General features: G+C 61.6%; 10 protein-coding genes. 3 read left to right on the top strand and 7 right to left on the bottom strand.

The annotated features are described in order from the left end of the window. Window positions 1-183: 183 nt before the first annotated feature. Window positions 184-420, bottom strand: a complete 237-nt coding sequence (locus ACVMB0_RS36135) for a peptidoglycan-binding domain-containing protein (protein ID WP_461349250.1) — start codon at window positions 418-420, stop codon at window positions 184-186. Beyond that, on the bottom strand, window positions 417-845 hold the full coding sequence (locus ACVMB0_RS36130; RefSeq protein WP_461349249.1) for a hypothetical protein: 429 nt from the start codon (window positions 843-845) through the stop codon (window positions 417-419). Before ACVMB0_RS36130 ends, ACVMB0_RS36135 begins: the two co-directional genes overlap by 4 nt. Between ACVMB0_RS36130 and ACVMB0_RS36125 the strand changes: the two genes are divergently transcribed. Next, window positions 844-2,211 carry an alpha-hydroxy acid oxidase gene (locus tag ACVMB0_RS36125; protein ID WP_461349248.1) on the top strand — a complete coding sequence of 456 codons (1,368 nt, stop codon included), beginning with the start codon at window positions 844-846 and terminating at the stop codon, window positions 2,209-2,211. The two genes, ACVMB0_RS36130 and ACVMB0_RS36125, sit on opposite strands and share 2 nt — an antisense overlap. Window positions 2,212-2,252: 41 nt before the next feature. Here ACVMB0_RS36125 and ACVMB0_RS36120 read toward each other — a convergent pair whose 3' ends face one another. Then, complete coding sequence (locus tag ACVMB0_RS36120; protein WP_461349247.1) at window positions 2,253-3,293, bottom strand: SDR family oxidoreductase; 1,041 nt, start codon at window positions 3,291-3,293, stop codon at window positions 2,253-2,255. Next, window positions 3,293-3,736: a PPC domain-containing DNA-binding protein gene (locus ACVMB0_RS36115; protein ID WP_461349246.1), complete on the bottom strand. Its 444-nt coding sequence runs from the start codon at window positions 3,734-3,736 to the stop codon at window positions 3,293-3,295. The genes ACVMB0_RS36120 and ACVMB0_RS36115 overlap by 1 nt, the downstream gene beginning before the upstream one ends. Before the next feature lie 136 nt (window positions 3,737-3,872). On the opposite strand from ACVMB0_RS36115, the gene ACVMB0_RS36110 reads away from it, so the two are divergent. Together ACVMB0_RS36110 and ACVMB0_RS36105 are read left to right on the top strand one after the other, a co-directional pair. Beyond that, a complete protein-coding gene (locus ACVMB0_RS36110; protein ID WP_461349245.1) occupies window positions 3,873-5,642 on the top strand; it encodes a thiamine pyrophosphate-dependent enzyme in 1,770 nt (589 codons plus the stop codon). Between the two features lie 180 nt (window positions 5,643-5,822). Then, window positions 5,823-8,810 (top strand): FAD-binding and (Fe-S)-binding domain-containing protein, encoded by a 2,988-nt coding sequence (locus tag ACVMB0_RS36105; protein WP_461349244.1) that lies wholly within the window; start codon window positions 5,823-5,825, stop codon window positions 8,808-8,810. 263 nt (window positions 8,811-9,073) lie between these two features. On the opposite strand, the gene ACVMB0_RS36100 is transcribed toward ACVMB0_RS36105, so the two are convergent. The 3 genes from ACVMB0_RS36100 to ACVMB0_RS36090 form a co-directional block, all read right to left on the bottom strand. Next, window positions 9,074-9,544, bottom strand: a complete 471-nt coding sequence (locus ACVMB0_RS36100; protein WP_461349243.1) for a hypothetical protein — start codon at window positions 9,542-9,544, stop codon at window positions 9,074-9,076. An 838-nt stretch (window positions 9,545-10,382) separates the two neighbouring features. Then, window positions 10,383-11,051, bottom strand: a complete 669-nt coding sequence (locus tag ACVMB0_RS36095; RefSeq protein WP_456797740.1) for an NUDIX domain-containing protein — start codon at window positions 11,049-11,051, stop codon at window positions 10,383-10,385. After that, on the bottom strand, window positions 11,048-12,112 hold the full coding sequence (locus ACVMB0_RS36090; protein WP_461349242.1) for a UDP-glucuronic acid decarboxylase family protein: 1,065 nt from the start codon (window positions 12,110-12,112) through the stop codon (window positions 11,048-11,050). The genes ACVMB0_RS36095 and ACVMB0_RS36090 overlap by 4 nt, the downstream gene beginning before the upstream one ends. Window positions 12,113-12,116: the final 4 nt, after the last annotated feature.

Below are 12,116 nucleotides of genomic sequence, written 5' to 3'. Positions count from 1 at the left end.
GTAAATCCAGAGAACTGACGGTGTGGCTGGCCGACCGCGCATTGTGGTGAACCGCTCTCTACCGTAAGAGAAGCACGGATAGCCGAGATGGTTCCAGTGACACGCGCTTATATGCCTGGGACTCACGTATCCCGTTGCTACGCCGACTGCGCGGATCTCATCCGCGCACTCGGCGAGGCCGGCCTACTTGTGCTGGTTCTGTTGCGAGAACTGCGAGCTGTCCAGGCCAAGGTCGGCGACGGTCTGCTGGTCTAGCTGTCCGGTCGCTTGGCGCTGCTTGCTCTGCTGGAATTGCTTCACAGCATTTTCGGTTTCGTGGCCCCAACGGCCGTCGGTCCGGCCAGCCTTGAAGCCGTCCTTGTCGAGCGCCTGCTGAATCTGCCGAATCTCGCCTCGCGAAAGGCTGTCAGGCGAAATCATCTGGTCATTTGGGCCGCTTGCCGCTGACCATTCTGCTGACTCGGCTGGTTCTGAGCGTTCTCGCCGCTCTGGCGTTGCTGTCCGTTTTGGTTCTGCTGCATCTGCTTGCTTTGCTGTGGCTGCTGATTGTCGGATGCAGCGAAGGCGCCGGGAGCGCCCAAGACGGTGGTCGCGAGGAGCGCGACAGCGAACTTCTTCATGATGCTTCCTCTTCTTGAACACGATGTTTGCCCTTGCCGTTCAACGCGTGCAGAACGGGCGTATTGCTGGAACACGGGCCAGGGCGAGATGAAAAAATCGTAACGTCCGAGGATCGGCGAAGGTCGCGTGCCGGCTTCGGAAACAGGAACAAACGAAGCGCGAGGAAGCTTGGTCCGAAGCAGAGGTCGCCGCTGTTCAAGGACGCGCAAATTTGAGGCTGTCATGCAGGCTCCAGATCGGCCCCTTGCTCACGATAAATCGGAACGTTGTCTCATTCAGATGCTGGCGTGCGCCGTCGCGGGGCTGGCTGGCGGCATTGCCGGCGTTGCGCTGGCGCGCCGATCGCGGCCGGCCGGGCGCGAGCCCAATCGACACACGCAGTTGGCGCAGCTCGATGGGACACCGGCGCGCCGCTACTATACCGGTTTCAACCCGCAACGCGCCGTCGCCATCTCCGATCTGCGCGCGATGAGCCATAAGCGGCTGCCGCGCTTTGCGCTCGAATATCTGGAAGGTGGGGCGCAGGATGAAGCCGCGATGGACGGCGAGCGGCGCGCCTTCGCCAATTGGCGCTTCATGCCTCGCACCCTGGTCGATGTCTCGCAGCGGACGCTTGCGACAGAGATCGGCGGTCGCTCGGCGGCGATGCCGCTGGTGGTCTCACCCACCGGGCTCAACGGCATCTTTCGCTCCCATGGGGATTGCATGCTGGCCCAGGCCGCGGCGCATGCCGGCGTTCCGTTCGTGCAAAGCACGATGTCGAATGACACGATGGAAGAGGTGGCTCGCGCCGCGCCGGGCGTACGCCACTGGTGGCAGCTCTATGTTTTTGGCGGCGATGAAATCTGGCAGGAGCTGCTGCAGCGTGCCGACCAGGTGGGCTGCGAAGCGCTGGTGCTGACGACTAATGCGCAGATTTTTGGCGACCGCGAGTGGCAGCGCCGCAACCAGGTCGGAAAAGCGCGGCTCTCGTCGTTCGCGGCCCTCGAAAGTCTTGCGCACCCGCTGTGGCTCGCGCGGAACCCGCTGTCGCACGGGATTCCTAGCTTCGCCAACATCATCGACTTCGTGCCCAAAGACCAGCGCAGCTTCTTCGCGGCTTCCAACTGGGTGCGCGCCCATCAGCCGGCGTCGTTGAGCTGGGATACTGTCGCGAAGATACGGAGGCGCTGGAAGAAGCCGTTCATCCTCAAGGGACTGCTCTGTCTCGAGGACGTGCGCCGTGCGTGCGACAGTGGCGTGGATGGGATCGTGCTGAGCAGTCACGGCGGCCGGCAACTGGACTGGACGATTTCACCGCTCGATCTGCTACCGCTTGCGCGGGATGTCGTCGGGCACAAGATCGCACTTTACATGTTGGGTGGAGTGCGGAGAGGAACCGACCTGCTCAAGGCCTGCGCGTTAGGCGCCGACGCCGTTTGGGTCGGGCGCGCTCCTCTGTATGGCCTCTGTGCCGCTGGAACCTCAGGTGCTTTGCGTGCACTCGAAATCCTCCAATCGGAGGCGTTGGATGCAATGGGGCTGCTCGGTGCGAGCCGAATTGACGAACTCGGGCCGCATCTGCTGGCATATAGGGGACGGGTCGCCTGAGACCGCCTTCACTGGCGAATGGTCAAGCTCGTGACCGGCTTCTACCACCGGTGCCGGGCCGGGAGCGCTCGACGCGAACGTGGACGAGCCAGCAGACCCGCCACCAAGAGCGCGGCGCCGCCTGCGACGACCGGAACGATCCGGGCGATCGTTCCTCGTATCAGAATCGCGTGATCTCGTGACTCGTCGCCAAAGCTGCCGCGGGTGCGATGCAGGTCACGGACGGGTTCCAACAGGTTGTCCTTTCGGTAGGGAACGACGGGAAATTTGGTCTGCTGCCCGTCGACCGTCGCATGTGCGAGATAGTGATCGAAAAGCGCTGGCGCCAGCATATTTGCAAGGATGACCACCAGCGTGCTGACGCCAATCCAATATTCCCGCGACGGGCGCAGAGCCGCGCGATAGAGCGCGTCTGCGATGACGTGAGGCTGGACGACCGGCGGGACCGGGCGGGGCTGATGCGCCATATGGGTGCGAGCCCAATCGAACTGCGGCGTGTTGACGGCCGGCAGCTCCACGATCGTGACATTGATGTGCGACCGCGCGTGGATGAGTTCGGCACGCAGCGAATTCGTGAAGCCGCGGATGGCATGCTTGGCGCCACTATAGGCGGCTTGCAGCGGAATCCCCCGAAACGCCAGGGCGGAGCCGACCTGAACGATCGTGCCACGATTGCGCGGGCGCATGTGGCGCAAGGCGGCCATCGTGCCGTGGACGACACCAAGATAGGTGACATCGGTAACGCGCTGGAACTCGGCCGGCGTCACCTCCCACACCGGCGAGAAGACGGTGACCATCGCATCGTTGATCCAGATATCGATGGACCCGAAATGCTGCGCAATGGCATCAGCTGCCGCGAAGACCTGGTCGGCATCCGCAACGTCGGCCGACGCCACGAAGCCGCGGCCGCCCAGGCTCTCGATCTCGTCCTTCACGCCGTTCAGGGCAGCTTCGTCGCGGGCAATCAGACCGATCCTCGCGCCGGCGCGGGCGAATCGGTGCGCGGCAGCTCTTCCGACGCCTGCCGATGCGCCCGTTATCACGACTGTGCGATTTCGAAGCGCGCGCGACATCGGAATCATCACGCCTCCGGCCGGATGAGGGCGAGGCCGCTTTCCGGATCCTTTCGCTTGCGCAAGTGAGCGGGGCTTTCCGTGACGATGACTTCGAGCGTCGGCCGCACGTGCGCTTCACCGAGGTGTCCGACCATCGCGCTGCCGTCGTGCTTGCCGAGTACGACGTGAATGTGAAGTTCCGCCTCGCCGGACGGCCCCTCGGCGACGTCTCCGATCATGGAGGCGACTTCAACCTGTTCCGAGACCGGAATCCGCAAGTACTCCTTCTTGCTCCAGTCGAAGTACAGCAGGACGGCATCGCGGAAGGCACCGATGGCCGTGATCTGGGCCGTGCGCACCTTCTCGGCGGCAGCAAAACGTTTGAGCGACGCCATCACCTCCTCGTCGGTATCGAGGATAACCGCATAGGTCTTCTGTCCGCTGCTTTCATGCAAAAGCCTGTGTCGCATGTGCCGTCCTCCCGTTGCGAAGCCAACAGCGCACGGCAAGGAAGGGTTCCTGAAGCTCGGTGCCACTGCAGTTCACCGGAGGTCGCTAGGAACGCTCCTCACCGCATTCTGTTTTCCGATCAGCGGGCGACTAGGAATGGAAGAAACCATGGCATCTCCGACTGCATCAGACGTGCTGGTCGAAACGCTGCTCGACTGGGGCGTGGACACCGTCTTTGGCATCCCCGGCGACGGTATCAATGGAATCATCGAAGCGCTCCGGACGCGTCAGGGCCAGATCAAGTTCGTTCAGGTTCGCCATGAGGAGGCGGCAGCATTCAATGCCTGCGCTTACGCGAAGTGGACCGGCCGTCTCGGCGTGTGCCTCGCAACGTCCGGCCCCGGCGGCATTCATCTCCTCAACGGTCTCTATGACGCCAAGCTCGATGGGCAGCCGGTACTTGCGATCACCGGACTGCAATTCCACGATCTGCTCCACACATTCACCCAGCAAGACGTGGAACTCGACAAGCTTTACATGGATGTCTGTGTCTACAACAGCCGCGTCATGGGGCCACAGCATGTCGAGAACGTGATGGAGCTGGCCTGTCGATCTGCGCTCGCCTATCGCGGTGTAGCGCATGTGACGGTCCCGGTCGACATGCAGTCTCAGCCCGTGAAGACCGCTAGAAAGTCGGAGCGCAATATCCCCCATCATGTTTCCGACTTGATGGTCCATTCCGCACAGGCGCCGAGTGACGAGCAACTCGGCCGTGCCGCCGACATTCTCAACGCCGGCAAGAAGACGGCCATTCTCGCCGGCCGCGGCGCGCTTGACGCACGCAATGAGGTGTTGGCCGTGGCGGAGCGCCTCGGGGCGCCGGTGATCAAGCCGCTGCTGGGCAAAGGCGTAATCCCGGACGACAGTCCATTCTCGGCAGGAGGTATCGGTCTGCTCGGCACCAAGCCGGCACAGGAGGCGATTGAGGCCTGCGACACGCTGCTGATCGCCGGCAGCACGTTTCCCTATATTGAGTACTATCCCAAGCCCGGACAGGCGCAGGCGGTCCAAATCGAGCTTGATCCGAAGCGGATCGGTTTACGGTATCCCGTCGCAGCAGGTCTCGTCGGCGACACCGCCAAGTCCCTCCAGGCGCTGCTGCGCCGGCTGAACTATCGGGACGACCGCTCGTTCCTGGAGGAAGTCCAGAGTGGAATGAAGGAATGGACCCAGCTGATGACCGAGCGGGGCACCAGGGAAGACAAACCCATGAAGCCTGAGGTCGTCGCGCATGAGCTCAACAAGCTGCTGTCCGACGATGCGATCGTGACAACCGACTCCGGAACGATCACGACCTGGATCGCACGTCAGCTCGTAATACGTGGAAACATGATGTTCTCGTGCTCCGGCAATCTCGCGACCATGGCCTGCGGTTTGCCTTATGCGATTGCCGCCGCGGTCGCTCATCCGGGGCGGCAGGTTGTGGCCTTCGTCGGCGATGGCGGTCTCACCATGCTATTGGGCGAGCTCGCAACCTGCATGAAATATGGCCTCGATGTGAAGATCGTCGTGATCAAGAACAATACGCTCGGCCAGATCAAATGGGAGCAGATGGTGTTTCTGGGCAATCCGGAATACGTCTGCGATCTGCAACCTATCGACTTTGTTGCCGTGGCGCGCGGCTTCGGGCTCAATGCGTTTGGCGTCGACGACCCGAAGCGTTGTGGCGAAGTGTTGCATCAGGCCCTGAATACCCGTGGCCCAGTGCTGGTCGAAGCCACCGTCGATCCGCACGAGCCGCCGATGCCGCCCAAGGCGAGCATGAGCCAGCTCAAGAACCTCGCCGAATCGCTGGTTCGAGGCACCCCGGCAGGCGGGAAGATCGCTCTGACGGTGGCGTCCGACGTGGTCCGCGAGATCATCTGACCCGAACGCCGGCGACGAATACCGTACGCGTTCTGGTGCCCATGGCGGGGAAACCGAGGGCCATCGTGGCGATCGGCCGCCTAGCCAAATCTGCAACGCGCCTCGCCCTGTCGACGCGGGCGTGGCCTTGGCCGATGGCTATCTCGGTCGGGCCACGCGTTTCTGAGCACAGGAGGCTCGATGAGCCACACTCTGGAAATCGACCATCGCAAAGCGCGGGGCTCACAGCGGCGCATCGAGCGAACGCCGAGCGGCCGGATCACCAGCGAGGAGGTGGCGCCTCGCCCTCCAGGTCAATATGGGGACCTCGGCCGCGAACTCGCCGGTACAGTCGATGGAGAGGTGCGGTTCGATGCCGGCAGCCGAGCGCTTTATGCCACGGATGCATCGAACTATCGGCAGGTGCCGATCGGCGTGGTGGTCCCGCGTTCGGCGGCAGCCGTCACCACAACTCTCGAGATTTGTCGCAAGTTCGACGCCCCGATCGTGATGCGCGGCGGCGGGACAAGTCTCGCTGGGCAGGGTTGCAACTTTGCAGTCCTGATCGACTGTTCGAAATACCTCAACCGCGTGATCTCAATCGATGAGGTTTCGCGGATTGCCGAGGTCGAGCCCGGGTGTATTCTCGATAATCTGCGCACGACAGCCGAACGCCATCAACTGACTTTCGGACCCGATCCCGCAACGCACGACCACAACACGATCGGCGGCATGATCGGCAACAATTCGTGCGGCGTGCACTCGGTGATGGCGGGCCGGACCTCGGACAATGTCCATTCGCTGGATATCCTCACCTATGACGGCGTTCGCCTCGAGGTCGGCCCGACCAGCGAGGAGCAATTCCGCCAGCATCTCGCCGCAGGCGGACGCCGAGCAGAGATATTCCGGCAATTGGATGCATTTCGTGGCCGTTACCGCGATCTCATTCTGGCGAAGTATCCCAGAATTCCGCGCCGCGTGTCAGGATACGAAAATCTGGATGAGCTGATGCCGGAGCGCGGGTTCAACGTCGCGCGAGCGCTTGTCGGAACCGAGGGCACCTGTGCAATCGTCTTGCGCGCCGGGCTCAACCTGATGCCCAGCCCGGGATACCGTGTACTTGTCATCGTCGGCTTCGAGGACATCTATCTCGCGGCGGATGCCGTGACCGATATGTTGCCCTACAACCCGATCGGGCTGGAAGGGATCGACCGCTTGCTGGTCGAGTTCGTCCAGCGGAAGCATCTTCATCCTGAGAATGTGAAGGCGCTGCCGTCAGGAGGCGGCTGGCTGATCGCGGAGTTCGGGGCCGACACGCGCGACGAAGCAACGGCGAAGGCCAATCCGCTGGCCGAGGAATTTCGGCGACGCGGGCACGCTACGAAGCTGGTAGCCGATCACAAGGAGCAGGCCAAGATCTGGGAAGTGCGGGAGGCGGCGCTGGCGGCGACCGCCCATGTGCCGAACTTTCCGGAATCGCATCCTGGCTGGGAGGATAGCGCCGTTCGGCGTGAAGACCTCGGCCGATATTTGCGCGAGCTCAAGACGCTCTTCCACAAGCACGGCTACGAAGCATCGGTTTATGGACATTTCGGCGATGGCCTCATCCATTGCCGCGTGCCGTTCGACCTGCGCACCGAGGCTGGCCTTGCCAATTGGCAGCGATTCCTCGACGAAGCCGCCGATCTCGTCGTTCGCTACGGAGGTTCGCTGTCTGGCGAGCACGGCGATGGCCAGGCTCGCGCTAGTTTGCTGGAGAAGATGTACGGGCCGGAACTGATGCAGGCGTTCCGGGAATTCAAGGCTATCTGGGATCCGTCGGGCAGGATGAATCCGGGCAAGGTGATTGATCCGTTCCCGCCGACCTCGAATTTGCGGATCGGACCGAACTATCAGCCGCCCGATGTGTCCACCTACTTCTCCTACAGGGACGACCACAACAGCTTTGCGAAGGCGACGCGCCGATGCGTCGGCGTCGGGGCTTGCCGGCGCCGCGACAGCAACAAGAGCGTGATGTGTCCGAGTTACATGGCAACTAACGAGGAGAAACACTCGACACGAGGTCGCGCACGGCTGCTGTTCGAGATGCTGCATGGCGGGCCTATCGACGACCTGTGGCGCAGCTCGGAGGTGGAGGAGGCGCTGGATCTTTGCCTTGGCTGCAAGGGCTGCAAGAGCGACTGCCCTGTGCAGGTCGATATGGCGACCTACAAGGCCGAATTCCGCGCGCATCACTACAAGGGGCGCGTGCGTCCGCGCGCCGCCTATTCCATGGGGTTGATCCATCAATGGTCGCGGCTCGCAAGCACCATGCCTTGGTTGGTCAACACGGTGCTACAATCGCCAGGTCTATCAGCAGCGGCCAAATGGGCCGGAGGAATTTCGCCGCGACGCAGGATTCCAAGCTATGCTCGCCAATCCTTCGTCCAATGGTTTCAAGCCCGCGGTGAGCGAACCGGCAGCAACAGGGTCATGCTGTGGCCGGACACGTTCAACAATTATTTCAGGCCGCAAACCGCGATAGCGGCGACGCAGGTTCTGGAAGCGCTCGGATTCACAGTGACGATTCCGGACAAGATTCTGTGTTGCGGGCGGCCGCTCTACGATTGGGGTATGCTCGATCGTGCCAAGACGCTTTGGGAACGCACATTTGCGTCACTCGCGGCGGCTACGAGGGCAGGTATGCCGATCGTTGGCCTTGAACCGGCGTGCGTTAGCGCATTCCGTGATGAATTGCCGAACCTCTTTCCAGGCCACGAGCACGCCGGACGGCTGTCGCGGCAGATGCTGTACTTCACCGAGTTCCTGGATCGCCACGTCTCGGGCGAGCAACTCGGCCGAATGTCAGGCGCGGCGCTGGTGCAGCTTCACTGCCATCATCACGCGGTGCTCACGCCGTCGGCAGAACGACACGTTCTCGATCACCTTGGATTGGATTATCAGATCATGAAGTCAGGATGCTGCGGAATGGCGGGAGCATTCGGATTCGAACGCGACAAGTACGACCTATCCGTCACTGCGGCCGAACGTGCCCTTTTGCCAAGGATCAGGAATGCGCCAAGTGGCACCTCAATTCTGGCCAACGGGTTCAGCTGCCGAGAGCAGATCGAGCAATGCACTGGCCGGAAGACGATGCACGTCGCGGAACTGTTGGCGAACTCGACTGGCGTATCCAGGCCGGTAGCATAATGTCGTCGGAGGTAGGATCCGGACTGAAACCATCCGAGCCGGAAATCCCTCGCGGTTCGATGTGGTGCCGATTCACACGTGCCGCCGTTCCTATCGTCGGCCTGCTCGCTGGACCCGCTTCATACTTGAATGCGTCCGGACGCAATGAGGCTCATGCTTTGCCGGTCCGCTCGAGGTTGTCGTCGCAACTCCAGCGAGAGTGCTGACGCTCCTGCTTCCAACTGGAGCGCGTGATGTGAAAACCCGACGAAGAGTCAAGCAGATCACCATTCGTCGACAAGGATTTCGCTCTCGTTCGGCAGGCTTGAGGATACCGAGCGCGAAACGGTGATACAGAGAATATGCTCTGCTGAACCCGCAGTGAGGGTTGATCGCATGCCGACGTTATCTTTGGCGCGCTGCATTTCTCTGGCTAAGTTATCACTAAGCGCTTGCAGCCGGCTTTCGAGTGCCACGGCTCTCCATCGTCTGTCGATCAACTCGGCTCGTAGCTGCCTGTTTCGGGCCAACACCGCTGCAGCAAGTTCGAGCAGCGGATTCCGGGATGGTAGGCGCAATTTTGGCCTGCAGACGATTTTGCGCGGCTGCCTCTTGTTTTTCAGGTGCTTGAGATAGCGGCCCACGACCGAGGCTTCGGTTCTGCCCAGAAGCCGGGCCACGCGGATCCATGTCAGCCCGTTTTCGCGCAGTTCGAGCAGTCGCCGCTCTTCTTCCGTTGACCAGTGCTTCGGCATGGTTTGTCCGCCCTTTGAAAGCGGCCGACCGTGTCGGTTCGCTGCGCGTTCTATAGCGATCCGCGCGCGCCAATTGCACCGGGAAGGTACGGGAATATCGCCTCGTCGCGGGAATGGCTGCATGCGGCCAATGCGCGCAGCGAAACGGCCTCAACACTTCTGGGGGCCGGAGGCCAGTGCTGAGGCCGTTGCCTGAACATCCGGGTTGAGGTGTTGGATACAGGCAACCTTGATTGATGCTGACCCAGAGAGTTCCCGCATTAGCATATGTGAATGAAAGTAGGACGGCGGAGGCGTTCCAGAGACTCGAATTCCAATCGCTGCCGCGGATAGGGGCTAACCGGCCGTGCTCAGCCAAGCGACCTCGCTTCGTCGCTATGCGATCCTCGCGGGCCGCCGATCACGTCAGAAATCTCGGCGAGGTTCCCCAGCGCCATGGACGATTGCCCGCCGCGCCATCGTTCTCGCGAGCCATCTGCTCATTCCCTTGTTTGTTTTCCGATTGGCGCTCTCATTTGATAACCGTCGAAATGCATAATATGTTGAACGAACACAATTTTTTTATCTTTTGCTGCGAGCTGCCATAAGCTGATGCATGGCGATCCGTGCCTCTTTTACGCGAGGTAGTCGACCGCGCTTTGTTCTGTAGCACATAACCCTGCCGGGGGGACGGGCCCAGTGCAGCGTTCGGGCGGCGGCCCAAGCATAGGGTTGCCCATCAAGCTCCCCTCGGACCTGCGTCAGAACGTTGCTGTGCTTCGGCAAAGCGTATCGTCGAGTAGGTGCGAATGGCAAATTCACCGACCATTCCTGTTGGTTGTGAGTGCATGCACGCCCGTCAGCGCGGAGCAGAACTCGAAACCTCGTCGCCGTGTGGCTGCGGGATCGAATCATGGAGCGACGCGAATGACAGTTGCAGCCACTGTAGGGCAATGATCGTTGGACCGCTTTGGATTTCGTTTCGCTTCATCAGTTGAATGGCTTGCCCGATCGGGCAGCGGACGACCTCAATGTCTTCGCCTTCGTACGATGCACCCGCCCGAACAGGCGCTGCACCGGCATCGATGTGAGCCAAGAAGAGCGTCATGACTTCGTCAGCTAGAGCTGGCGCCGGCAGGAAGTCGAATAGCCGCAGCATCGACAACGGCGTGAGCCCGATCTCTTCGATGCACTCGCGTCGTGCTGCCGACTCGAGCATCTCGTCGGGATCAACCCGACCAGCCACGATCTCGATCATCTCGCTGCGTCGGGTGGCGAGATGACCGCCGATCCGAAATTGACGGGTCAGAACGACTTCATCGCGCTCAAGGTCGAGCGCCAGCACGCCAACGACGCGACCGGAACGGAGTACGTCGCGTTCGAGCGGAAAGCCGGCTTCGGCGCTTCGCCGGTCTGCAATGGCAAATCGATGATAGTCGCGATAGCCGCGACCGATCAGCTGTGGAGAAGATACAGTGATCGATCGCGGTTCGCGGTCGCCGATCCAGACCGTCTCTGGCAGTGTCATTGATGACCGGCCAGGGTCAGTTGCGCCCGCCTGCGCCGTGCAGAGTTCGCCGACGGACGCGCGCTCACCAGCGCGGGAGAAGGTGTCGCCATGCGGAGCGAGAAGTAGGCGATCGTCGCCTGTAACCCCTCCTGCAATGTGACGCGTGGACGCCAGCCAAGCAATCGCTCGGCGGTTTCGATGACGGGCTGCCGGCGCTTGGGATCGTCTTCCGGGAGCGATTCGAACCGCAGCGGCGAGGCCGACTGGGTACATGCAAGAACCGTTCGCGCGATGGCCTCGATGGTGATCTCCTGAGGATTGCCGAGGTTGCAAGGCCCTGTCACCGTTGACGGACTCTGCATCAGCATTTCGAGTCCCCTGACGAGATCGTCGATGAAGCAGAAGCTTCTCGTCTGGCGACCCTCCCCGTAGATCGTGATCGGTTCGCCGCGCAGCGCCTGGACGATGAAATTCGAGACAACGCGTCCGTCATTCTCGAGCATGCGTGGTCCATAGGTGTTGAAGATGCGTGCGACCTTCACATCTACACCATAGGTCCGTTGGTAGTCGAACATCAGCGTCTCCGCCGCGCGTTTCCCTTCGTCGTAGCAGGCGCGGGGGCCGATCATGTTGACATGACCGACATAGCTTTCCGGTTGCGGATGCACCTCAGGGTCGCCATAGACTTCGCTGGTCGAAGCCTGCAGGATGCGCGCGGTCTTCTGTCGAGCCAACTCGAGTACATTCATGGTGCCGATGACGCATGTCTTCATGGTGCCGATCGGATCCCGCTGATAATGCCGTGGCGAGGCCGGGCAGGCCAGGCTGTAGATCTGGTCGACTTCCCCGGGAATGCTCAAGGCTTCGCGGACATCATGCTGGATGAAGTCGAACTTGGGATGATTCAGAAGCGGCTTGATGTTGTCGAGCGTTCCGGTGAAAAGATTGTCGACGCAGATCACGCGGTTTCCGCGCCGCAAGAGTGCGTCGCAAAGATGCGATCCGATAAAGCCGGCGCCACCCGTGATCAGCACGGTGCGTGAAGGCGGCACGCCCGGGATGTGTGCTTGGTACGTCAATTGA

This window comes from Bradyrhizobium sp. USDA 4451 (genome assembly GCF_054822585.1).
This window is presented reverse-complemented; position numbering and strand designations above follow the sequence as displayed.